The 22,441-nt window shown below is 57.1% G+C and carries 23 protein-coding genes; 16 read left to right on the forward strand and 7 right to left on the reverse strand.

What is annotated here, in order from left to right:
- Positions 1-21 precede the first annotated feature (21 nt).
- Positions 22-1,422 carry an FAD-linked oxidase C-terminal domain-containing protein gene (locus tag Q0932_RS14975; RefSeq protein ID WP_299354804.1) on the reverse strand — a complete coding sequence of 467 codons (1,401 nt, stop codon included), beginning with the start codon at positions 1,420-1,422 and terminating at the stop codon, positions 22-24.
- Between the two features lie 59 nt (positions 1,423-1,481).
- Positions 1,482-3,254 carry a gamma-glutamyltransferase gene (gene ggt / locus Q0932_RS14980; protein WP_299354807.1) on the reverse strand — a complete coding sequence of 591 codons (1,773 nt, stop codon included), beginning with the start codon at positions 3,252-3,254 and terminating at the stop codon, positions 1,482-1,484.
- A 114-nt stretch (positions 3,255-3,368) separates the two neighbouring features.
- Here ggt and Q0932_RS14985 point away from each other — a divergent pair, with 114 nt between their 5' ends.
- Positions 3,369-3,815, forward strand: a complete 447-nt coding sequence (locus Q0932_RS14985; RefSeq protein ID WP_299354810.1) for a GNAT family N-acetyltransferase — start codon at positions 3,369-3,371, stop codon at positions 3,813-3,815.
- A gap of 25 nt (positions 3,816-3,840) precedes the next feature.
- On the opposite strand, the gene Q0932_RS14990 is transcribed toward Q0932_RS14985, so the two are convergent.
- A complete protein-coding gene (locus Q0932_RS14990; protein ID WP_299354813.1) occupies positions 3,841-4,827 on the reverse strand; it encodes a D-glycerate dehydrogenase in 987 nt (328 codons plus the stop codon).
- 107 nt (positions 4,828-4,934) lie between these two features.
- Between Q0932_RS14990 and Q0932_RS14995 the strand changes: the two genes are divergently transcribed.
- Together Q0932_RS14995 and Q0932_RS15000 are read left to right on the forward strand one after the other, a co-directional pair.
- Positions 4,935-5,447, forward strand: a complete 513-nt coding sequence (locus Q0932_RS14995) for an SH3 domain-containing protein (RefSeq protein ID WP_299354816.1) — start codon at positions 4,935-4,937, stop codon at positions 5,445-5,447.
- 420 nt (positions 5,448-5,867) lie between these two features.
- Positions 5,868-6,665, forward strand: coding sequence for an FkbM family methyltransferase (locus Q0932_RS15000; protein WP_299354819.1), 798 nt, complete (start codon positions 5,868-5,870; stop codon positions 6,663-6,665).
- 204 nt (positions 6,666-6,869) lie between these two features.
- Here the strand turns inward: Q0932_RS15000 and rpe are convergent, their stop codons facing one another.
- On the reverse strand, positions 6,870-7,553 hold the full coding sequence (gene rpe, locus Q0932_RS15005) for a ribulose-phosphate 3-epimerase (RefSeq protein WP_299354822.1): 684 nt from the start codon (positions 7,551-7,553) through the stop codon (positions 6,870-6,872).
- 170 nt (positions 7,554-7,723) lie between these two features.
- On the opposite strand from rpe, the gene Q0932_RS15010 reads away from it, so the two are divergent.
- From Q0932_RS15010 to Q0932_RS15045, 8 genes are all read left to right on the forward strand, one after another.
- Complete coding sequence (locus Q0932_RS15010) at positions 7,724-8,095, forward strand: hypothetical protein (protein WP_299354825.1); 372 nt, start codon at positions 7,724-7,726, stop codon at positions 8,093-8,095.
- Positions 8,052-8,315, forward strand: a complete 264-nt coding sequence (locus Q0932_RS15015) for a hypothetical protein (protein ID WP_299354828.1) — start codon at positions 8,052-8,054, stop codon at positions 8,313-8,315. The genes Q0932_RS15010 and Q0932_RS15015 overlap by 44 nt, the downstream gene beginning before the upstream one ends.
- A 114-nt stretch (positions 8,316-8,429) precedes the next feature.
- Positions 8,430-8,654, forward strand: a complete 225-nt coding sequence (locus Q0932_RS15020) for a DUF1127 domain-containing protein (RefSeq protein WP_299354832.1) — start codon at positions 8,430-8,432, stop codon at positions 8,652-8,654.
- A 166-nt stretch (positions 8,655-8,820) separates the two neighbouring features.
- Complete coding sequence (locus Q0932_RS15025) at positions 8,821-9,495, forward strand: ATP-binding cassette domain-containing protein (protein WP_299354835.1); 675 nt, start codon at positions 8,821-8,823, stop codon at positions 9,493-9,495.
- The gene (locus tag Q0932_RS15030; protein WP_299354838.1) at positions 9,495-10,091 is read left to right on the forward strand and encodes an energy-coupling factor transporter transmembrane protein EcfT; all 597 of its coding nucleotides are present in this window, start codon (positions 9,495-9,497) and stop codon (positions 10,089-10,091) included. The genes Q0932_RS15025 and Q0932_RS15030 overlap by 1 nt, the downstream gene beginning before the upstream one ends.
- 99 nt (positions 10,092-10,190) lie before the next feature.
- Entirely contained in the window at positions 10,191-10,727 is a 537-nt protein-coding gene (locus tag Q0932_RS15035; protein WP_299354840.1) for a biotin transporter BioY, read from the forward strand.
- A gap of 10 nt (positions 10,728-10,737) precedes the next feature.
- A complete protein-coding gene (locus Q0932_RS15040) occupies positions 10,738-12,243 on the forward strand; it encodes an AMP-binding protein (protein WP_299354841.1) in 1,506 nt (501 codons plus the stop codon).
- Entirely contained in the window at positions 12,224-13,393 is a 1,170-nt protein-coding gene (locus Q0932_RS15045; RefSeq protein ID WP_299354844.1) for a thiolase family protein, read from the forward strand. The genes Q0932_RS15040 and Q0932_RS15045 overlap by 20 nt, the downstream gene beginning before the upstream one ends.
- A gap of 117 nt (positions 13,394-13,510) precedes the next feature.
- Here Q0932_RS15045 and ilvD read toward each other — a convergent pair whose 3' ends face one another.
- The gene (ilvD, locus tag Q0932_RS15050; RefSeq protein WP_299354847.1) at positions 13,511-15,361 is read right to left on the reverse strand and encodes a dihydroxy-acid dehydratase; all 1,851 of its coding nucleotides are present in this window, start codon (positions 15,359-15,361) and stop codon (positions 13,511-13,513) included.
- A 154-nt stretch (positions 15,362-15,515) separates the two neighbouring features.
- On the opposite strand from ilvD, the gene Q0932_RS15055 reads away from it, so the two are divergent.
- From Q0932_RS15055 to phnF, 5 genes are all read left to right on the forward strand, one after another.
- Complete coding sequence (locus Q0932_RS15055) at positions 15,516-16,361, forward strand: glycosyltransferase (protein ID WP_299354850.1); 846 nt, start codon at positions 15,516-15,518, stop codon at positions 16,359-16,361.
- Positions 16,362-16,494: 133 nt separating this feature from the next.
- On the forward strand, positions 16,495-18,318 hold the full coding sequence (locus tag Q0932_RS15060) for a Na/Pi symporter (RefSeq protein ID WP_299354853.1): 1,824 nt from the start codon (positions 16,495-16,497) through the stop codon (positions 18,316-18,318).
- Between the two features lies 1 nt (position 18,319).
- The gene (locus tag Q0932_RS15065) at positions 18,320-18,586 is read left to right on the forward strand and encodes a hypothetical protein (RefSeq protein ID WP_299354854.1); all 267 of its coding nucleotides are present in this window, start codon (positions 18,320-18,322) and stop codon (positions 18,584-18,586) included.
- 72 nt (positions 18,587-18,658) lie between these two features.
- Positions 18,659-19,399 carry an SDR family oxidoreductase gene (locus Q0932_RS15070; RefSeq protein ID WP_299354856.1) on the forward strand — a complete coding sequence of 247 codons (741 nt, stop codon included), beginning with the start codon at positions 18,659-18,661 and terminating at the stop codon, positions 19,397-19,399.
- A gap of 89 nt (positions 19,400-19,488) precedes the next feature.
- Entirely contained in the window at positions 19,489-20,217 is a 729-nt protein-coding gene (gene phnF / locus Q0932_RS15075) for a phosphonate metabolism transcriptional regulator PhnF (protein ID WP_299354858.1), read from the forward strand.
- Here phnF and Q0932_RS15080 read toward each other — a convergent pair.
- Positions 20,214-21,140: a phosphotransferase gene (locus Q0932_RS15080; protein WP_299354860.1), complete on the reverse strand. Its 927-nt coding sequence runs from the start codon at positions 21,138-21,140 to the stop codon at positions 20,214-20,216. The two genes, phnF and Q0932_RS15080, sit on opposite strands and share 4 nt — an antisense overlap.
- 164 nt (positions 21,141-21,304) lie before the next feature.
- Positions 21,305-22,309: an AraC family transcriptional regulator gene (locus Q0932_RS15085; RefSeq protein WP_299354862.1), complete on the reverse strand. Its 1,005-nt coding sequence runs from the start codon at positions 22,307-22,309 to the stop codon at positions 21,305-21,307.
- Positions 22,310-22,441: the final 132 nt, after the last annotated feature.

The following is a 22,441-nucleotide window of genomic DNA, read 5'->3' on the forward strand; positions in this document are numbered from 1 at the left end:
GAGGTTTGAGGACCGCGTCCACTAAGGCACGATTTTCCCCGGATTCATAATATTGTCTGGGTCAATGGCCCGCTTGATCGCCGCCATCATGTTGACCGCTCCGCCAAGCTCTTTGACCAGATAGGGTTTCTTACCCTGACCGATCCCATGCTCGCCCGTGCAGGTTCCCCCCAAGGAAATTGCCAGATCATTGAGCCAGCCAACAAATTCATCCGCCTTAGCCACCTCATCGGCGTTGTCCATGTCGATCAGTGGCAAGGTGTGGAAGTTTCCGTCCCCAACATGCCCAACAATTGGGGCAATGAACCCCAGTTCGTCCAATCGTTCTTGAGCGGCGGTCACGCATTCTGCAAGCCGTGAAATGGGCACGCAAACATCGGTTGAAATGCCTTTGGCACCGGGACGCAGCGCCAAGGTCGCCCAATAGGCATCATGCCGGGCCTGCCACAGTTTGTTGCGCTCTTCGGTGCTTGTTGTCCATTCAAACCCGGTGCCGCCAAATTCTTCGGCGATAGAGCCAAACAGTTCGGCCTGTTCTGTGACGCTGTTTTCCGAGCCGTGGAATTCCAGCAAGAGCAGCGAGGACTCCGGCAAGGTCAGTTTTGAATAGTCGTTCACCGCCTTAACCGTCAGCGCGTCCAGAAGTTCGATACGTGCAACGGGAATCCCGTATTGGATCGTCGCCATCACCGCCTTACAGGCCGCGTCCATGTTGTCGAACGAGACGCGGGCCGAAGACATGGCTTCGGGAATGCCCTGTAGTTTCAGGGTGATTTCCGTCATCAATCCCAATGTGCCTTCAGAGCCCACCATCAGGCGGGTCAGGTCATAGCCGGCACTGGATTTCTTGGCGCGGCTGGCCGTACGAATAACCTCGCCTTGCGGTGTGACAACCTCGAGGCTGAGCACATTGTCTTTCATCGTGCCATAGCGCACAGCGTTTGTACCGCTGGCACGCGTGGCGGTCATCCCGCCAAGCGAGGCGTTGGCGCCCGGATCAATCGGAAAGAACAATCCCTGATCGCGCAGGTATGTGTTGAGTTGCTCGCGTGTCACGCCGGGCTGAACAACACAGTCGAGGTCTTCGGCGTTCACAGCAAGGATTTCGTTCATCTCGGACAGATCGACGCTAATGCCCCCCGCAGGCGCGTTGATATGTCCTTCAAGGGACGTGCCGGTGCCAAACCCGATCACCGGAACTTTGTGTTCTGCACAGGTCTTTACAATTTCGGCGACCTCCCCGGTGTTCTGGGGCATGACAACCGCATCTGGCATCTGGTTCTTGATCCACGTTGTCGTATGGCCGTGTTGTTCGCGGATGCTTTCTCCGGTCATCAGCTTTTCGCCAAACCGTTGCTTTAAAAGCCCCAATACCGTGGCAATACCTTCTTCATTGCGCGGCAGATCTGTTGCCTGAACCATTACATTACTCCCCCTGAGTTTCCTGAACTATCCGGACTTAAGCCGGAAGCTGCAAGCGCTTACTCTCCGAGCGCCAGCCCTTCACGCCGCGGATCCGCGCCACCGCGCAAGCGATCCCCGAAGGAGATTGCATGCAGGCCTGAGTTCAACGCTCGCTGCTTTACTTCGAACCCAAAGGCCTGAAGATCTGCGGCCAGGGCGTCGTCTTCCATATCGTAGGTGCCGAAACGGTTTACACGGTGCGGCAAAGAGATGGCCTGTTGCACATCCAAACCCCAATCCAGATGCGCGATGATGGCGTTTGCGACATAAGGAATGATGCGGCTGCCACCCGGCGAGCCGATGGCCAAAACCGGTTCGCCATTGTCGAGCACAAGGGTTGGTGCCATGGACGAGCGCGGTCGCTTGCCGGGTTCCACTCGATTGGCCACAGGAACACCATCGCGGTGACTGCGGAACGAGAAATCTGTGAGTTCGTTGTTCAACAGAAACCCTGCCGCCATGACGTGGCTGCCAAAGGCGTTTTCAATTGTGGTCGTCATCGACAATACATTGCCATAGGCGTCAGCAATGGTGATATGCGAGGTCGAGGGGCGCGCGCGATCGTCATCGTCCGCCCAGTTGAGCGCGTGATCGAATTCGGGCGTTCCGGCACTGACAATCGGCAACGCGGTGTCACGGCGCAACAACTCGGCTCGATCATTTAGGTATGACCGCTCGAGGATTCCCTGCACGGGAACCGGCACATAATCGCTGTCGGCGACATACCGTCCACGATCCGCAAAGGCGAGGCGCGATGCATCGCCGATAAGCCGCCAGGTTTGAGGGTCATCCGGGCCAAGTCCGGTCATGTCGAATGGGGACAAGAGGCCAAGGATTTGACCCACGGCCAATGCTCCGGACGACGGTGGCCCCATTCCGCAGACATCATAGCCCCGGTAGTCGGCGCAGACGGCTGGGCGTTCTTTGATCTGGTAAAGCGCCAGATCAATGGGTTTCAGCAGGCCGGGGAGAGCGGCGTTTTGCACCGCCTCGACGATCTGCGCGGCAATATCGCCGGTATAAAACGGCGCGGCGCCCTCTGCAGCCAGCTGCCGCAGACTGTTTCCGTAGGCGGGGTTCGTAAACCGATCACCGGCCTCCAACGGGGAACCGTTCGGCAGAAACACTTGCGCGGATTTGGGGTCAATTGCCAACCGTTCAGCATCACGCTGCACGGATGCGGCCATGCGCGGGGATACATTGAACCCCTCTTCCGCAAGAGTGATCGCCTCAGAAAACAGTCCCGGCCAATTGGCGCGCCCCCATCGGCGATGCGCCTCTTCCATCAGCATAGGCGTGCCGGGAACGCCCACCGAGAGGCCGCCAACGACGGCGTCAAAAAATCCAAGTGGCGCGCCATCTTCACCCAAGAGCATCTGAGGGGTCGCGGCGAGAGGGGCGGTTTCACGACCATCCAGCGTGGTCACTTTGCCGGTGTTTCCGTCAAACCAGACCAAAAATGCACCGCCACCAAGACCGGAGCTTTGCGGTTCGACCAATCCCAGAACCGCCTGCACTGCAACCATCGCGTCTGCAGCTGTTCCTCCTTCACGCAGCACACGACCGCCAGCCTCCACGGCGAGGGGATGCGCTGCCACAACCATCCAATCGTCAGCCTCTACCGGGCGACCTGCATCCTTGGCCTCTTGCGATGCAGCCAGCGGCCCGGTCAGCGCACGCCCCAATGTGGTCTCGGCCTCTGGAGCAACGCCATCGGCGGCTTCTTGTGCCGTGGCTGGGACGGTGCCCAGCGCAAGTGTAAGCGCGAGCGAGAATACGACTGATTTCATGACATCCTCCTGTTCCGGATCAGCCTAGCGCAGGATACCCGGACGGCAATGGGGTTTCGACGATGTCTTGGCTTTTCATTCGGTCGCGTTAATGTGCCCAAAAAGGAGACCACGATGACCTGCACGATCCGACCGGTGACCAATTCTGACAAATCCAGCTGGGAAGCCCTGTGGGATCAGTATCTCGCGTTTTATGAAACCGAACGGTCGCAAGAAGTCAAAGATTTGGCCTGGAGGCGTATACATAGCGAAAACGAGCCGATGTTTTCGCATTTGGCCGAGGACGGCGAAGGCAAGCCCGTTGGATTGGTCAACTTTCTTTATCACCGAAACTTTTGGCAGGCCGAAGACGTCTGTTACCTGAACGACCTGTTTGTCCTGCCCGAAACACGCGGCACGGGCGCAGGGCGGCATTTGATCCAGTCGGTGATATCTCAGGCCAAAGAGGACGGTGTGACCGAGGTTTATTGGCTGACAGCCAAAGACAACCACACCGCCAAGCGGCTTTATGACTCAATCGTCCAACAGTTTCCGTTCGATGTGTATTTGGTGGAGCTGTAAAGCCCGCGATACAGGCAAATCAGCTTCACAACATGGCTGGAACAACCAAGTCAGGGGGGCGGTGACCATCGTCAAATGTCTTTATGTTGATGATCACTTTTTCACCCATCTCAAGGCGCCCTTCGATCGTGGCAGAGCCCATATGCGGCAAGAGCACGACGTTTTTTAGAGCCGATAAGTCTGGGTTGATTTCAGTGCCGTGCTCATAGACGTCCAGCGCGGCGCCAGAAATATCTCCGGCTTTCAGCATCCGTACCAAAGCATTTTCATCCAGCACTTCACCACGAGAGGTGTTCACCACATAGGCGTCATTTTTCAACAATCTAAGGCGACGTGCGTTCATCAGATGGAAGGTGCCCGGCGTGTGCGGGCAGTGCACGGTGAGAACGTCCATACGCGAGACCATCTGGTCTAGGCTTTCCCAATAGGTGGCTTCGAGTTCTTCTTCAATGCCCGGATGCAGTCGGCGGCGATTGTGATAGTGGATTTGCATGCCAAAGGCTTTGGCACGGCGGGCCACGGCCTGACCGATACGCCCCATGCCCAGAATACCCAGCCTGCGCCCGCCGACACGGCCACCCAGCATCGCGTTCGGGGACCAACCGGTCCAACCGCCCTGATCCATCAGGCGGATGCCCTCGGGGACGCGACGAATGGCGCCAACAATCATAGCAATGGTCATATCGGCAGTATCATCCGCAGAGACCCCCGGTGTGTTAGAGACCAGCACGCCGCGCTGTCGGGCGCTTTCAACGTCAATATGGTCAACCCCGGCGCCATAGTTGGCGATCAGTTTCAACCGTCCGCCGGACTGGGTGATCATCGGCGCATCGATCGTGTCGGTAAGCGTCGGCACCAGAACATCGGCCGATTTCATCGCCTCAACCAGCTCTTCGCGGCTCATCGGGTTGTCGTCATCACGCAGACGTACGTCGAACAATTCGGACAGCCGCGTTTCGACCGCATCCGGCAGGCGTCGCGTTACGACAACACTCAGACGTTCCTTTGGCATCCGGACCTCCCAATCCTTTGCAAATCAGCGCATTGATGTCAGAGTGCATCATACGCAGACGGGTCACAAGAACCCGCGTGTCAAAGAAGAGCAGAAAACAGGCAAAAATGTCCAAACGGGTGTTCACACGTCTTTTTTACGCAGTGGGTTTGTGCCTGCTGGTCAGCGCAACCGCTGCGCTGGCTGAACAAATGCGGGGACCAGTCACCAACCTGCCAATGCCGCGCTATGTTTCGCTCAAGGCCAGCAAAGCCAATGTGCGTCGCGGCCCCTCTCTGACACATCGGATTGACTGGGTATTCACACGCCGCAACATGCCCCTGCAGATCACCGCCGAGCACGGCCACTGGCGACGCGTTCAAGACCTCGACGGTGCGGGCGGCTGGGTGCATTACTCGCTTTTGTCGGGCGTAAGGACTGTCATCGTTGAAGAGGACATGCTGGTCATCCGCATGAAACCCGCTGACGACTCTCCTGAAGTTGCGCTTTTGGAACTGGGTGTCGTGGCGCGATTGGGCGAATGCGGCCCGGATTGGTGCCGCCTGACTTCTGGCGGCTACAAAGGCTGGGCTGAGAAGGCCTCGCTCTGGGGGGTGACACCTGAAGAACTGCGCGAATAGAACAGGTCACGACCTGCGGCACCCAAAATTCACCTGCGATCTACCATCTGCATTTGGGGTCGAAATTCGACAATTTCTTCAAAAAGAATACCGTTGCCTGATCCTCAGACAAGAAGTTTCAATGTTTAGATTTGCCAAATTCATTCCTGCCTTACTGTTTTTTCATCAACTGCCGTTTACACGCAAACTCTTGCCGAGTTGGAAGCGCAGGTCGAAAACCAAATCGCCGATTGCGGTTAGAGTGCAATAAAGAAAACTGCACTGGTGTTTCAAATTTCTGCCCCAGCGGCCTTTCGCAAAACTATGGGGGCTTTCGCCATCGCGAGAGAGCTTGTACTTGGGTGCTGAAGGTAACTTTCAGCGATCGAGGAACTCGATTGTGCTGATTCCATAGTGCGGTGGAAAATCGGAGCGCGGAACATGCAACACACATTGAAGCGGATCAGCTATTTTGGGGTTACGACCTACATTCGAAAAAAGATGTTTGATCGTGCGCCTGGCTTGTACAAATCGCTCTTCCCTGACCCTACCTCTGGCTTCATCCCGACGGCCTATGGCGTAGAGTTGGCCTCAAATTGGCGAGACGGGTCGTTTCGCATGAGTGTCTTTGGCGGCAATGGCTCGGAGTTGGATGACCTTCTTAAGAACAGGCTGAGTAAACCGTTCACTTTTCTCGACGTGGGCGCCAATCAGGGATTGTTCTCGTTGGTGGCAGCCAAGAATCCAGCCTGTGTGCAAGCTTTGGCTCTTGAGCCTGTCCCGGATACGTTCGAACTGCTTCACCGCAACGTAAATCACGCTGAGCAGAGCGCAAAAATTCAATGCATTCCGGCAGCGGTCTCGTCTCATTCAGGCGGGGCAGAGATCAAGATTCGGGACGGCCACAGTGGGGCCGCCTCGATGACAGATCGTGACCTGGGTGGCCGCGATGTCGTTTCCATAAAAACAAAAGACGCGCAGGCGTTGGATGCTCTTCTTGATGATCCGTCAGATCTGGTGGTCAAAATTGACGTAGAAGGGTTTGAGGAAGTCGTTGTACCTGAGCTTCTCAAGCTGGATGCTGCGCAGCGAATAACGCATTTCTATTGCGAGATTGATCTTGGCTGGGTGGATTTTGACAAGATCTCAAAGGCGCTCTCGGACGCTGGGCTGACAGATCAGGTGAAACATGGTCGTAAGCGGAAATTCGACCTTATGGCACGCCGTCCTCAGCGTTAACATCTTCGCGACAGACCAGCGCAATGACACGACCGCATGCCTGATCCACCGGGAAGGCAGGTTCCGGCATTTGACTAACCGCTTCGAGTCATGCGGTTTTGGCTGGTTCCGCTAAGCGCGCCCTGTGCGGGCGTTGAGGCAAAGCGTCGGCCGCCGCACAGCGTTCATCACAGCCAATCCCGGCAATCAAACATGCTTTGAATACTATACCGTCGCAGCAGCCCGGATCGCACGGATGTTTTTGCCGTAAACCTCGGGTTTGTCGACGCTTGCGCCTTTGAAAACGGCGGACCCTGCCACCAGCACATCTGCGCCAGCCTCGGCCACCAGAGGTGCGGTTTCGGTGGTGACGCCGCCGTCGATCTGGATGTGGATCGGACGGTCGCCGATCATAGTGCGCAGGCGACGGGTTTTCTCAACGCCGGAGTGGATGAATTTCTGGCCGCCGAAGCCAGGGTTCACGGTCATGATCAGCACCATGTCGACCAGATCCAGCACATGTTCGATACTCTCCAGCGGTGTGCCAGGATTGAGGGAGACGCCCGCCATCTTGCCGGTCGCCTTAATCGCTTGAATGGTGCGGTGGATATGCGGACCGGCCTCAACATGGGCGGTGATCATATCAGCGCCCGCCTCGGCATAGGCCTCGATGTAGGGATCGACTGGCGCAATCATCAGATGCACATCCATGAAGGTTTTTACATGCGGGCGGAACGCTTTGACCGCAGGGGGGCCAAAGGTCAGGTTCGGCACGAAATGCCCGTCCATCACATCAACATGGACCCAGTCGGCACCCTGGGCCTCAATGGCCTGAATTTCTTGCCCAAAGTTGGCAAAATCGGCGGACAGGATCGATGGGGCGATCTTAATGGAACGGTCAAAGCTCATGAATCAGGCCTTTCTGAGGGCGCGCACGCGCGATTCGAGGGTTACGCGGACCATGAGTGCAGAGAGGCAAGAATTCAATCACTGCCTGCCCAGTGAAACGTCAGAGAAAACTAGTTTGAGCCAAATGCCCGTGTTAGCAATTCTCAGATGACCCCAGAACCGAGGCCCAAATGCGTCTTTTGCCCCTTGTGATTGCCTGTGCAGCCCAGCCTGCCCTGTCTGACTGCCCGACGCGGGCGGATATGGAACTGGGCGTGAAATTGCGGGATGCCAGCGGTGAAACCGAGACCTTTCGCGCTGGTCCAAACGGTTTCATTCGTGGTGAATATGCGGACGGTCAGGGTGGTGGCGCAAACTATCTTCTGTTGGGTGGCATCTATGTTGTCGAAGTCTACGACACGGATGAGGGCGAGGTCGTTCCCGGCACACGTTCAACCTTTGCCTATCCTGTTAAGCCTTCGGAATTCACCCCCCCCCCAAGAAGGAACACGATGGGACGTGACAACCTTGGCAAACGATCAGGGCGACATCTACGAAGCTGAAGAAAGTCATATTTTCGGGCCGCTGACTGACGTAACGATTGGCGCATGCACCTATGACATGATCCCCATTATTTCGATCTATCATGCATTGGAAGGGTACGAAGAGCGCCTGAATTACCTTCCTGAATTCGGGTTCGCCTATATCAACGAGATGAAAGATCCAGGCGAGGCTCCGTTTACTTACAACTTTGTCGCAATAGAAGCAGCGGGGCGGCTGTAAGCATAGCCTTGCAAATGCTGCAGAGCGGCATTGCCGAAAAAGCCGTAGTCAGTCGGCAAATAATCCCGCAGAAAGATGCCAAGGGAGGACCACAACTCATATTTGAGGGTCCAAATGGCACATACTGCACACCACACGAACTTCGCTGACTCTGCTCTGCATATTCTGGCCGCACCATTCATTGCTATCGGCAAAGGCATGGTTGCTTTGGCAGAATCCAGTTCTCGCTATAAGCAGATCGAACAGCTGAACGCGATGTCAGATCAGGAACTTGCTGATCTTGGCCTGAAACGCGAAGACGTCGTACGGCACATTTTCCGCGATTGCGTCGGCTTCTAAGCCTCTCAATTGCAAATGTAAGCGCAATCTGTTGCGCCGCACCTAGAAAGGGCGACCTTGGGCGCCCTTTCACCGTACCAGCCGATCTCTGGCTCAATGTGACGGACTTCAAAGGGCGTCACAATTGCTGTAAGAGCGCGCAAGTCAACTTATGGACTCCGCTCAGATGATCGAAATCGACAATGTCACGCTTGCCTACGGGGACCGCACGGTTCTGCGCGATATCTCCCTGTCTTTGAGCGAAAAGCGTATCGCGATCATTGGCGCCAATGGATCTGGCAAGTCATCCTTTGCGCGGTTGTTGAATGGGCTGGCCCTGCCCAGCGCCGGTGCCGTGCGTGTTGATGGCCAAGACACTCGGACCCACGGCAAGGACGTGCGGCGCAAGGTTGGGTTCGTGTTTCAGAACCCTGACAACCAGATCGTGTTTCCCGTGGTCGAGGAAGACCTGGCGTTTGGCATGAAAAACCTTGGGTTTTCGAAAGAGGACATTGCGCGGAATACCACGGATATTCTTGAGCGTTACAATATGAGCGACCTGCGAGAACATCCTGCGCATCTGTTGTCTGGTGGTCAAAAGCAGCTTTTGGCGATTTCGGGCGTTCTGGTCATGCAGCCGGACTATGTTGTTCTTGATGAACCGACGACGCTGTTGGACCTACGCAACAAGCGCCGCATCACTCGTGCGATTGAGGCGCTTGAGCAGACCGTCATCCTTGCCAGCCATGATCTTGATCTTTTGCGGGACTTTGACCGGGTCATCGTATTTGACGAAGGCCGTGTGATCGCAGACGACCGTCCTGAGATTGCCATTCCGATTTATGTTGATCGGATGAGCTGATGTTGGATCTCTATTTCCCCGGCACGTCATTCCTGCACCGGATGTCTCCGGGACCAAAGATGCTGACACTCATGGTGGCTGCCACCCTGTTGTTCATCAACGAAAGCCTCGTGTTGACTGTGGGCGCGTTGGTGATCGTTCTGGCTCTCTATCCCGTTGCGGGGCTGACCATGCAGCAGGCGTGGAAGCAAATCCGACCCCTGTTGTGGATCTTTGGCCTGTTCTTTGCGCTGCAGTGGTGGTTCTCTGGCTTGACGCTTGCTGCCTATGTCGTTCTGCGGCTTGCAGCGCTTATTCTGCTGGCCAGTCTGGTGACGTTGACAACACGCTCCAGCGACATGATCGAAACCATGACCCGCGCCTTAGGGTTCCTTAGGCCGCTAGGCGTGAATCCGGCCAAAGTTGGACTCGCGATATCCCTGGCGTTGCGCTTTATCCCGGTACTGGCACAGATCACCCAAGAGGTCCGAGAGGCGCAAAAGGCGCGCGGGCTGGAACGATCCGTGATTGCTGTTGCCATGCCGGTTGCCATCCGCACGTTAAAGATGGCGGACGATATTTCTGATGCGATCGAATCCAGAGGATATCGTTCTTAAGAAGATCCTTTTTTGCAGGTCACGCTTGAGCCCCCACAAGTGCCTTTTTACCACGCGCGGCGACCACAAAACACCACTCACGAACAAGGATTTACGCCCATGGACACGAAGAGCATCGTTTACATTGCATTGTTTGCGGCTTTGACCGCTGCACTGGGTCTTATGCCCCCGATCAGCTTTGCCGGTCTTGGGCTGCCTCCGATCACGGCGCAATCGCTGGGTGTAATGCTTGCGGGCGCCGTCGCAGGACCGCGACGGGGTGGATTAGCGATGTTGCTGTTCATCGTGCTAGTGGCGGCTGGTCTGCCGCTTTTGGCGGGCGGACGTGGCGGGATTGGTGTGTTCCTCGGCGCGTCTGGCGGGTTCCTTCTGGCCTGGCCGCTTTGCGCGGCCCTGATCGGGGTTCTGGTTCAGGCGCGACCCGATGCGAGTTTTGTGACTCTGGCGCTGGCCATTGGACTCGGCGGTCTGGTCCTGATGTATGCCTGTGGCATCCCTTGGATGGCTTTTGTCGGCAAGCTGGGGCTTTCGAAATCTCTGGCAATCATGGTGGCCTATGTGCCCGGCGATCTGGTAAAGGTGGTTCTGGCCACACTGATCGTCCGGGGCCTGCGCCGGGCTTACCCGACCCTCTGAAGGAGGCGAATTGCCCCTACGCCACGCGATAGAAATTCACGCACGCCACCGCCCGGATGCGGTGGCGGTCGACATTTCGGGCGATTCCCTGACCTACGGGGTTCTTTTCGACCGGATCACACGGTTGCACAGTGCCCTGACGGCTTTGCCAGGGCGCGGTCACCCTGCGCTGAGCCTGTCGAAAGAGGCGCGGCTGTTCGCCGTCGCAACGGGGAACCATCCAGCCACAAGCACTCTGTTAGCAACTGCAATGGCCACCCCGCATGCGGTGGCGGTGCTGGACCCACAATGGCCGGACGACATGCTGCAACGCACCTTGGCCAAGCTGCCACCGGACGTTGTGTTTTGCCTGTCATCGCAATCTGCACTGATCCATGCGGCTGGCAAATTGGGCATTCCGGCCATTTGTGTGGACAGCGGTGACCTTGACGAATTTCTTGGGGATGGGTTGGCGCCGCCGTGGACCGCACCGGACGACACGTTCCTCGTTGGCTTTACCTCGGGCACCACGTCTCAGCCCAAAGCGTTTGCACGTGCGCGCCATTCGTGGCGCGTGTCCTTGGACGCCAGCCGAGTTGCCTTTGCGCTGACCGACCGAAGCCACTGTTTTGCCCCCGGCCCCCTGGCACATGGGATCAGCATGTATGCGCTGGCGGAAACACTTGACCTCGGGGCCACATTTTACGGCACGTCGCGCTTTGATCTGGCCTCAGCCCACCACGCTATGCGGGGCGCGAAACGGATTGTCGCGGTGCCAACGCTGCTGGGCGTTTTGAGCCACGGACCTGCGCAGAACCACATCACCGAAATCACGACCGCCGGGGCAAAACTAGACCCGGCCCTGTTAACCCGAGCCCGCAACGTTTTTCCCCGCGCCCGCGTTCATGAGTATTATGGCGCCTCGGAATTGGGTTTTGTCAGCCTCAACACGCATGGTCGGGACAGCTCATCCGCCCCCGCCAATAGCGTCGGGCATCCCTTTGCGCATGTGTCGCTGTCAATCCGCAAGGATGGCGCCGAGGTAACGCAAGGCGACGCCGGGACAATCTTTGTCCGCGGAGATCTGGCGATCGACACCTACCTTTGGGGTGGACGCAACAGCGGGTTTCGGCGCGAAGGCCCTTGGGCCACGGTCGGCGACATTGGGCGACTTAACACCGATGGCAGCCTTGCAATTCTAGGTCGCGAGGGCGGCATGGTGATCACCGCAGGCCACAACGTCTATCCGCAAGAGGTCGAGACCGCCTTGGCACATATCTCAGGTGTTGAGGCGGCAGTTGTTCTCGGCCGCACACACCCGTCACGCGGACAAGAGATCGTGGCCATTGTTGAAACCGACAGCGCTCTTGATGAAATCCGCGCGCGACTAGCCATCAGTTTGCCGCGATACAAGCTCCCGCGTCAGTTCTTGCGTACGGGCGAATGGCCGCTGACCAGCAGCGGCAAGATCGCCCGTGCAACGCTGCAAGACTGGTTGGACAATGAGGACCCTCGCCTTGAACGCTTTAAAGCCTGACAGACAGCCCGTCATCATTTCCGCCCGGCGCAGCGCAATCGGGCGCGCGGGTGGCATGTTTCGCGATATCGAGGTCGAGGACCTCGCGGCGCCGGTTCTGCGCGCAGCGAAAGAAGACGCATTAATCAGCCCCGGCATCATCGACGAGGTGATCCTCGGCAATGCCGCTGGCCCCGGCGGCAACATTGCTCGCCTGTCTGCCCTGCAGGCCGGGCTGCCCGACAGCATACCCGCTGTTACGGTAGACCGCCAATGCGGCTCGGGGCTGGAAGCCGTCTGGCAAGCCTGCCTGCGCATCGCGTCCGGATCGGCCACCTGCATCCTTGCCGGTGGTGTGGAAAGCCAAAGCCGCGCGCCGGTGCGCACCCTGCCTGCAAGTGGCAACCTCCCCGATCGCAGCTTTGCGCGAGCGCGGTTCTCGCCTGAAGCGATTGGCGATCCGGAAATGGGTGAGGCCGCAGACACAGTGGCAAACGCCTTTGGCATTTCCCGCGAACGCCAAGATGCCTTTGCCCTGCAGTCTCAAGCGCGCGCCGTCACTGCCCGGTCCGCGGGCGCTTTTGACGCCGAAATCGCCCCCGTTGCAGGATATGTCACCGACGAATGCCCCCGCCCTGACATGACAACTGCCCGTCTCGCGCGGCTGCGCCCGGCGTTTGGAAAAGAAGGCACTGTCACCGTTGGCAACGCTTGCCCGCTAAATGATGGGGCTTGTGCGCTTGTCATCACATCTGCCGCAAAAGCACGAGCCCTTGGTCACCGGCGGGCGCTCGCCTTTGAAGATGCGGCAGCGTCGGGTGTCGATCCCAACCTCCTGGGGATCGGACCGGTGGCATCTACCCGCAAACTTTTGCAACGCCACCCGGACCTGTCACTGGATCGCCTTACCCATCTGGAATTCAACGAAGCCTTTGCCGCACAGGTCTTGGCGAGCCTCGATCAACTCGATCTGCCAAGTGACCTGCCAAACCCCCAAGGGGGCGCCATTGCATTGGGGCATCCTTTTGGCGCGTCTGGCGCAATTCTTGTCACCCGCTTGTTCAGCCAACTGATCCGCGAGCGTTTCGACACCGACGCCCTCGCAATGGCCATGATCGGGATAGGCGGCGGACAGGGGCTAACAGCCGCCTTCAGACCCATCGCCCTTTAGACTTCGTATTGCCCAAAATACTCCGGGGTGAATGGCCCGGCAGACCAGAGGGGCAGTGCCCCTAAAACGCAAACGGGGCCGCAATAGCGACCCCGCTTCATTGGTATTTTCTAAGACTTAGTCGTCTTCTTCCAGCGTGCGCACAGCACCGAGAGAAGCGTTGGACACATGCGCGGCATAGACCTTTAGCGCCTTTGAAACCGCACGTGGACGTCCTTCGGCCTTCCAGACTTTCTTGTCGGCCTGCGGGTGGTTTGCGCGGCGCTGAGCCAGCTCTTCTTCGCTAACATCCAGATGGATCGAGCGGTTCGGCACAGAAATTTTGATCTTGTCGCCGTCTTCCACCAATCCGATCACCCCCTTTTCGGCGGCCTCGGGTGAGGCGTGACCGATCGACAGGCCAGCAGTGCCACCTGAGAAGCGCCCGTCCGTCAGCAACGCACAAGTGGTGTCCAGCTTCTTGGATTTGAGGTACGCGGTCGGATAGAGCATCTCTTGCATGCCCGGTCCGCCTTTGGGGCCTTCGTATCGAATGACCACCACGGAATAAGGCGTTACTTCGCCCTGCAAAATCCCATGCATCGCGTCTTCCATGGACTCGAACACTTTCGCAGTGCCTTCGAATTCATACATTTCTTTGATAACGCCCGCGGTTTTCAGGATGCAGCCTTGTTCCGCGATATTGCCGAACAGAACACAAAGACCACCCTCTTCCGAATAGGCGTTTTCAAAGTCACGCACACAGCCGTCTTCGATATCCAGGTCAAGTTCGGTAAACATGCGCGACTGGCTGAACGCCTCGGTTGTGCGCACTCCACCCGGCGCAGCAATGAACAAATCGCGGGCCTCGTTGCCCGCACTTTCGCGGCGCACGTCCCATTTGTCGATAAAGGCACCAACAGTCTTTTCATGAACCGTTGCACAGTCGAGATGAATTTTGCCTTCGCGGTCCAGCTCGCCCATGATCCGTGCGATACCGCCGGCCCGATGTACGTCTTCCATGTGGTACTTAGGCGTTGATGGCGCCACTTTGCACAGATGCGGGATCTGGCGGCTCATGCGGTCCATATCGGCCATCGTAAAGTCGATCTCGCCTTCGTGGGCAATCGCCAGAAGGTGCAGAACCGTGTTGGTCGACCCGCCCATCGCAATGTCGAGCGCCATGGCGTTCTCAAAGGCTTTGAAATTGGCGATGCCACGCGGCAGGGCCGTTTCATCGTCGTGTTTGTACCAGCGCTCGCAAAGCTCAACGATCTTTTGGCCTGCTTCTTCGAACAGACCTTTGCGCTTGGAGTGGGTCGCCAGCAATGAGCCGTTGCCCGGCAGCGCAAGACCCAAAGCTTCGGCCAGACAGTTCATTGAGTTTGCCGTGAACATGCCCGAGCACGATCCACAGGTCGGACAAGCCGAGCGTTCCAGTTTTTCGACTTCTTCCATGCTGCGGTCTTCATCGGTCGCACCGACAATCGCAGTCACAAGGTCGGCTTTGTGCTCACCATCTTTCAGAAGCACTTTGCCCGCTTCCATCGGCCCGCCTGACACAAAGATCGCCGGGATATTCAGCCGCATTGCGGCCATCAGCATGCCGGGGGTGATCTTGTCACAGTTCGAGATGCAGACCAGCGCGTCGGCGCAATGGGCATTGGCCATATATTCGACACTGTCGGCTATCACTTCGCGGGACGGCAGCGAATAGAGCATACCGTCATGGCCCATCGCGATACCGTCATCCACCGCAATGGTGTTCATTTCCTTGGCAACGCCGCCCGCTTTTTCGATCTCGCGCGCGACCAGAGACCCCATGTTTTTCAGATGCACGTGCCCCGGCACAAATTCGGTGAACGAGTTGACCACCGCGACAATCGGCTTACCAAAATCTTCGGTTTGCATCCCTGTGGCACGCCACAATGCGCGGGCTGCCGCCATACGCCGGCCAAAGGTCGAGGTCTTAGAACGTAGATCGGGCATCAAGGGTCTCCTGCTAGAACGGTCCTGATCATGTAGTGTCTGACATGAACGGGTGCCACCGTGGGCCGCTGTTTGCAAGGTCATTTGGTCATTTTTCCGACTCTGGCCCTGGAAATTCGGCTGACCTGCGTTGCCCTTGGCGATGTGAATTTCTATGGTCCGCGAGAACAAACCCAAGGTGACTGCAATCGCGAACCGTGATCCCCTAATCCCGCGACGGATTTTTCAGACCTGGAAAACCAAGAACCCGCAAGACATGGAGCGCCCGATGCGGCGTTGGGTTCAGTCCTGGGTGAAACGCAATCCCGATTGGGAGGTCAGTTTGTCAGATGACTCGGATTGTCTGGCGTTCATGCGCTCAGTCTGGCCGCAACATCTGGACACCTATCAAGCCTTGAACGCGGTCGAAAAGTCCGACTTCTGGCGCTATGTCATCATACTACACCACGGCGGGCTTTATTCGGATGCCGACACGATTTGCCGCAAACCGCTGTCGGACTGGATGCAGCCCGGAGACAGGGCTGTGATCATGATTGACGGAGATTACCTCGACAAGTTTCCGACATGGGAGCCAGAGGGGCATGTGCAATCAGGCGGGGCCTATAATCTGTCGCTTTGGTGGCACGACAATATCGTGGCTTTTTCCAACTGGACCTTTGCATTTGAACCCGGCCATCCAATTCTGGCCGAGACCGTTCGGCGGATTGAAATCAACGTCAAAGACCCATTTTTCACTAACCAACGCCCAGATTGGACCATCAAAAAAACCGGCCCCGGGGTGTTCACAGACGTGATCTATGATTGGCTGGAACAGCGCGGCCACAGTGCACCCGAACTGGTTGCGGAGCTTCGAAAGACACGATCGATCCTGATTGACGGCGTGCGCTTTGTGGATCGCCCGGCCTTTCACAAGCGGGAAGTGATGCACTTTGGCATGGGCAGTTGGAAACCAATGTCCATCGTCGTTGCCTGGCGTAAGCTCAGCCGCCATTGGCACTAGGTCGGACGCTGGGTTTGTCCTAAAGGCCCATGCCCGCAAAACGCGGTCTATTGTCCGCATTCACACAACAGGGATTGAACGACGAGGTTGGGCAGCACCATAATGGTGCTCACGTTGTTCAGAAGGTGTTTTCGTGATCCGCAGACTAACCGTCCCTCTGGCTCTTGCCCTTTTGGTATTTGGGTTCTGGACGACTCCCGATTTGCAAGAAATCGTCGCCGGGGTCGCCATTTTCCTGTTTGGCATGATGATGCTCGAGGATGGGTTCAAGCTGTTTTCCGGCGGATTGCTGGAAAAGATATTGTCCCATGCAACGGCGTCCAAGGCCCGCGCTCTGGGGTTTGGTATGGTGGCGACGACGCTTATGCAGTCGTCATCTTTGGTGACACTGGTCACGATCTCTTTCCTGAGTGCCGGGTTGATCACCCTGACTGCCGGCGTCGCGATTATATTTGGCGCTAATATCGGCACGACAACCGGCGCATGGCTGGTCGCGGGCTTTGGCCTCAAGGTCGATATCGCTGCCTATGCCATGCCAATGCTCGCCCTTTCCATCGTGTTGGTTTTCCAGTCATCCAAGTACATGCGCGGGCTGGGGTTTGTTCTGGCGGGCATGGGCTTTCTGTTCCTTGGCATCCACTACATGAAGGAGGGTTTCGAAACCTTTCAGGAGCATTTTGACCTGAACCGGTTTGCACTGCCCGGTGTGTTGGGATTGATCGTCTACACATTCATCGGGGCCGCCATGACGGTGGTCATGCAATCCAGCCACGCAACAATGGTTATTATCATTACCGCACTGTCGTCGGGCCAGATTAGCTATGAGAATGCCCTGGCAATGGCCATCGGGTCCAATGTCGGCACCACGATCACCGCCCTGATCGGAGGCGTCACGGCAAACTTTCAAGGGCGACGGTTGGCGCAGGCACATCTTGTGTTCAATGTTGTGACGGCACTTGTGGCTTTGGTCCTGATCTATCCGTTGATCTATTCAGTCGATACCATCAGCGCCGCGGTCGGTATTGCTGATGACGATTATGCGCTGAAACTGGCGGTCTTCCACACGATCTTTAACGTGCTGGGCGTGGCCCTGATGTTGCCCGTCATGTCGCGGCTGATCGCCTTTCTCAAAAGCCGCATTCCCGAACCTGCTTCGGATGTGTTGACGCCGATCTATCTGACAGAAGCCACGGATGACTTTCCCGAAGCCGCCGAGGAAGCGTTGCGCAAAGAATTGGGTCATTTGATGCGCAACTCAGAGACAGTAATCGCCGAGGCGCTGAACCTCGACCTTGAAGCCCTGATCAAGGCCCCTGAGATCGCAGCTCTGGTTCAGGCCAGTCGCACACGAGACCCCATCGACTTTGACACCGCCTATGACACCCGCATCAAACCGCTGCATGCGGCCATTGTCGAGTTTGCCTCGCGTATGGGGCGAGGTGACAAGGACACGCCCGAAGTGGTCATGCACCGCATCCATGAATTGCGTGACGGCGCGGGGCGGATCGTGCGGGCTGTAAAAGCGGTCAAGCACCTCAGGCGCAACGCCACCCGGTATACAGAGACCGATCACGGGGCGACCACCGCGCTTTATAACGCGATCCGCAGCGACATCGCGCGCATGCTGGTTGAAATGGACAAGATACGAAACGAAGACGAAGACAGGCGCAGCGCTTTGTGGCTGGACGAAGAGCGCGTGCAAGCCAAGCGCGCCTATAAGGACGCGATCCATGTCACAGAAGCGTTAATCAGGGATGGTAGCCTGACCCCGGCCGAGGCCACATCGCTGCTGAACGATTCGCAATATGGATACGAGGCGATGAAGGACATGATCGAGGCCACAAAACGGCTCCACGTCGAAACCGAAGAAGGCCTAGACGAGGTTGAGCGCATCCTGTCGTTGGACGACGACGAAGCCGAGGAAATGGCCATGAACACGCGCGAGAGAGAGGATTAGGATGGGACTGGGCAAAAGCATCGAAAAGCTCGACGACTATTATGATCGCCTCGCGCAGAACAAGGTCAAAAAGATCAAGCCAGATCATGTGGACAAGGTTTTGTCCAAACTGCATGGCAAGGAAGACAGCCTGCGCGAAGAGATTGCCGCAACGCAAAAGTCGTCCAAGAAAGAGCGTCTCGAAGCCAAGCTAGCGGTTGTGCAAGCTCAGATTCGACGCGGGGAATGGCTACGTGAAGAAATCAAAACCGACGCGGCGGAATCCTAAACAGAGCTTCCCAAGACCCGAGGCCAGCCTTAGCCTATCCTGAAAACCCAACACTGGGTCAGGGAGGGCATTGTGAGACTAGAAGGAAAAACCGCCATCGTCACTGGAGGCGCGTCAGGGTTTGGCGCTGGGATCGTCCGTAAGTTCGTCGCCGAGGGTGCGGAGGTGATGATCGCCGACATTGACGAGACCAAAGCCCAAGATATGGCCACGGAAACCGGTGCTTTGGCCCAAAGCGTAGACGTGTCTGACAGTGCCTCAGTGAGGGCGATGATTGGGGCAGCACAAGCTGTCTGGAGTCAGGTCGATATTCTAATAAACAACGCCGGCGTCACCCACCTGCCCGCCCCACTGGATACCATAAACGAAGATGAGTTTGATCGCGTCTTTAACGTGAATTGCCGATCAGTCTATCTGACGGCCCGCCATCTGGTGCCCGCGATGAAATCTCGTGGCGCAGGTACGATATTGAACGTTGCCTCGACTGCAGGCGTCAGCCCGCGTCCGAACCTCAATTGGTACAATGCCACCAAGGGCTGGATGATCACGGCCACCCGCACAATGGCCGTGGAGCTTGCGCCCTTTGGCATTCGCGTGAACGCCGTCAATCCAGTTGCAGGAGAAACACCCCTGCTCAAATCATTTCTTGGCGAAGACACGCCCGAGATGCGTGCGCGCTTCTTGTCCACCATTCCCTTGGGTCGGTTCTCGACCCCAGAGGATATGGGTAACGCTGCCTGTTACCTTTGTTCGGACGAGGCCAGTATGATCACCGGAGTTTGCATGGAAGTGGATGGTGGGCGTTGCATTTGAGCGATGGGCTCATGTCAAAGCCCGCATTGCCCGTTGATGCATTTTGCGACACTAATTGGTGCATCGCTCAATAGCTGTATTGCCTCTGCATGAACCGTTTTCAGAAAAAGACACTTGTTTGGGAAAAGATTGCGCGTGCGCTGACTGCGGACATCACCGATGGCCGTTACGGGCCGGGTGACAAGCTGCCAACCGAGGCTGAACTAGCCAAACGCTTTGAAGTGAACCGCCATACCATTCGCAATGCCCTCAAGGATATGGCCGAAAACGGGTTGGTGTTCTCTCGCCGCGGATCCGGCGTCTATGTTAGTCAGACCCCAGCCGAGTATCCGCTTGGCAAGCGCGTGCGCTTTCACAACAACCTCGAGAAAGCAGGGCGTTCCCCCGGCAAGGAAACACTCTCTATCGAAACCCGTGCCGCTGATCCAAGAGAGGCCCACGCCCTGGGTCTGAAGGTTGGTGATGCGGTGCATTCCTACGAAGCGCTGTCTTTGGCCGATAGCGAACCGATTGTGATGTTCCGCTCGGTCTTTCCGGCAGATCGGTTTCCAGACCTGCTCGACCACATTACCTATTCAAACTCAGTCACAGAGGCGCTGCGGGCCTGTGGTGTTGAGGATTACACACGCGCATCCACGCGGATTTCCGCACGCAGAGCAACGGCCACACAAGCGCATCATTTGCGTATTCACGAGGGCGACCCGGTGGTGCTGTCAGTCGCCATCAATGTGGACCCGGAGGGACGGCCAACCGAGTATGGTGTATCTTGGTTTGCTGGCGACCGCGTGACCCTGACCCTGACCCTGGACGCTGACTAATCTGTCAGCCAGATCGGGTTGGACCACGCCTTTTTACCATTTGCATCAACCACGGTGATCCTAAGCCATTTTCCCGCTTCAAACCGTTCAAGCGGCACCGCTGCTTCGGTCAGATTTTCGCCGTGCAGGGCGCGTGTGCCGCTGCCATGCCCCTGCGCGATGACGCTGACCGCTTCCGAACATCGCACCAATACTGTGTCGTCGCGAACCTCAATGTGGTGCAGTTCTGGCCCTTGGCTTGAGTAGAAATCGCCTGCCTTCAAGGCCTGCAAGAGCGCTTCAGGGGTGTTTTCCTTTGCTTTGACCATCACCCAACCGCCAAAGTGGTCTTTCAATCCAAAATGCGCGTCATCGGCTGCGATAAGATTCAGGCGCCGCCTTGTCGACAGCATCAGGTCAAGCGTGTGAAATCCGTCAGACCGTTCGCTGCTGACGCCGCATTCATGATTATAGGCTTCCACGGCATGGGCCGACTCGATGCTGAGTGCGTCCTCAAGTGTCAGACCTGACCATTGTGGGTGTGCGATGACCACAAACGCCCCCGCCTCTCGCGCGCGGTGGGCGATCTCAGCGCCGCTTTCCTGATCGGCCTTTGGATGGAAATCCGGTGCGTTTGGAGCGGTGAAATCGGGTGGCAAACCAACCGCCAGAATGTGCCAGATGTCACCGTTCTGCATGGTCCCACAATGCAATTCGGCCCCAAGAAGCGTGGTAAACCCCGGCTTGCGGAACGGCGTGGTATCCGAAATTGGGTAACCAAATAGCCCGATAAAGTGATCCGAAACGCAGAGGAAATCATATCCGGCGTTTTGATATCGGTCGCATACGACGCCAAGGTCCAACACGCCGTCGGACAGGTTGGAATGCGTGTGCAGATTGCCCCGCCAGAACCGCCCCGGATTTGAAAAAGCCTCTGGAACCATGTCGCACTCCTGATTGCAGCGATGCGGTGATCCTGCGCTATTTTATGTGGGTTTCATAGCGCACATCTATAAGACCGTTAGGGGCTTTGTGGGTTAAAAACCCATCCCCTTGTGGCCGCGCAGGCGGATATGCAGGCTTGAAAGTCGAACCCCTGTGACAACAGTCACTTCAGGGATCGACCTGAGCGAAATTCACTGGGGGATCGACCGCTGGACTTCTTGAATGCGCGCCGAAATGCGCGCACGTCCGAGTATCCCAACGCTTTGGCAATGTCGGCGATCGGTGTCTCTGTCTCCACCAGCAACGATTGTGCCTTTTTCTCAATGGCGGCCGATCGAATGTCTCTAAATGACGTGCCTTCCGCCTTAAGCGCGCGTTGCATCGTTCTGGGGCTAATCGCCAGCAAGCGCGCGACCGTTTTCTCGTCTGTCACCTTTTTTTTAATAGTTACTTCAAGTAGTTGTGCGATAATTTTTGCAAGCTTCTGCGTTGGAGAGATTTCCATCAAAACGCCCAACTCGGCCAGCGAAAGTGGCTTGTGCAACTCTGGAGCACCGGGGTTCGGGGCTGCCAGATCGCTCAGGCGAATTGCGATCGATGGTATCTCACAGTCTGTCCGGACCGTGGTTCCCGTCAGCTCTTCAAGATCCTTCAGATCGCTGTCGAGCACGCTCGGCAGCTCGACCCAGTCCGGACGCCATTCCACCCCTAGAAAATGGTAAGCAACCTGGCTGATCACGAAGGGCGCACCTTCGTCGAGATGGCGGTGTCCGATGACCGACAACCCTGCGGAATCCCGCCCGACAATCAAATGTGTGTCGCTCTGGCGCAGGACGATCTCAGACCCCGGATGGATGAACAGCATCGCCCGCCGTCCCCGATCAAGCGCCGTCCCGAGATCCGGAGCACTCAGCACGTACCCTGAATAGGCTCCGTAGGTCATATAGTCGAATTCTCGACCGACCCTGGCGCCCAGGTGACGGTCTCCGACGGCGCGCGCCACGAATTCGACCAAGATCGCTTCGGCTGCATAGGGAAAGAAACCCTTTGACCCCTCAAGCATTGCCCGATCCAGTCCGGCTTCTGCGAGCCCCTTGTCCACGATCCGGCGCGGCACCCGTCGGTCCAACAAGTCGACCACATGGGTCAATTCCACCAGATTAACCATATTTTGACGCATGCAACACAATTGTCGCAAAATGTCCGGTGGGGCAATGCTATAATTCGGTAAGAGGCTTGTGAGACGCGTTCTCAGGCAAGTCGAGGTTCCTGTTCCGGGCGCAATTTTGGCCCCGGTTTC

Origin of the sequence: uncultured Shimia sp., from assembly GCF_947498095.1 — a bacterium.
Classification (GTDB): domain Bacteria; phylum Pseudomonadota; class Alphaproteobacteria; order Rhodobacterales; family Rhodobacteraceae; genus Shimia.

Coding starts and splice junctions, on each gene's coding strand:
- Q0932_RS14975 (WP_299354804.1), bottom strand. CDS start 1,422: ATGGTTCAGGCAACAGATCTGCCGCGCAATGAAGAAGGTATTGCCACG.
- ggt (WP_299354807.1), bottom strand. CDS start 3,254: ATGAAATCAGTCGTATTCTCGCTCGCGCTTACACTTGCGCTGGGCACC.
- Q0932_RS14985 (WP_299354810.1), top strand. CDS start 3,369: ATGACCTGCACGATCCGACCGGTGACCAATTCTGACAAATCCAGCTGG.
- Q0932_RS14990 (WP_299354813.1), bottom strand. CDS start 4,827: ATGCCAAAGGAACGTCTGAGTGTTGTCGTAACGCGACGCCTGCCGGAT.
- Q0932_RS14995 (WP_299354816.1), top strand. CDS start 4,935: ATGTCCAAACGGGTGTTCACACGTCTTTTTTACGCAGTGGGTTTGTGC.
- Q0932_RS15000 (WP_299354819.1), top strand. CDS start 5,868: ATGCAACACACATTGAAGCGGATCAGCTATTTTGGGGTTACGACCTAC.
- rpe (WP_299354822.1), bottom strand. CDS start 7,553: ATGAGCTTTGACCGTTCCATTAAGATCGCCCCATCGATCCTGTCCGCC.
- Q0932_RS15010 (WP_299354825.1), top strand. CDS start 7,724: ATGCGTCTTTTGCCCCTTGTGATTGCCTGTGCAGCCCAGCCTGCCCTG.
- Q0932_RS15020 (WP_299354832.1), top strand. CDS start 8,430: ATGGCACATACTGCACACCACACGAACTTCGCTGACTCTGCTCTGCAT.
- Q0932_RS15025 (WP_299354835.1), top strand. CDS start 8,821: ATGATCGAAATCGACAATGTCACGCTTGCCTACGGGGACCGCACGGTT.
- Q0932_RS15030 (WP_299354838.1), top strand. CDS start 9,495: ATGTTGGATCTCTATTTCCCCGGCACGTCATTCCTGCACCGGATGTCT.
- Q0932_RS15035 (WP_299354840.1), top strand. CDS start 10,191: ATGGACACGAAGAGCATCGTTTACATTGCATTGTTTGCGGCTTTGACC.
- ilvD (WP_299354847.1), bottom strand. CDS start 15,361: ATGCCCGATCTACGTTCTAAGACCTCGACCTTTGGCCGGCGTATGGCG.
- Q0932_RS15055 (WP_299354850.1), top strand. CDS start 15,516: ATGGTCCGCGAGAACAAACCCAAGGTGACTGCAATCGCGAACCGTGAT.
- Q0932_RS15065 (WP_299354854.1), top strand. CDS start 18,320: ATGGGACTGGGCAAAAGCATCGAAAAGCTCGACGACTATTATGATCGC.
- phnF (WP_299354858.1), top strand. CDS start 19,489: ATGAACCGTTTTCAGAAAAAGACACTTGTTTGGGAAAAGATTGCGCGT.
- Q0932_RS15080 (WP_299354860.1), bottom strand. CDS start 21,140: ATGGTTCCAGAGGCTTTTTCAAATCCGGGGCGGTTCTGGCGGGGCAAT.
- Q0932_RS15085 (WP_299354862.1), bottom strand. CDS start 22,309: ATGGTTAATCTGGTGGAATTGACCCATGTGGTCGACTTGTTGGACCGA.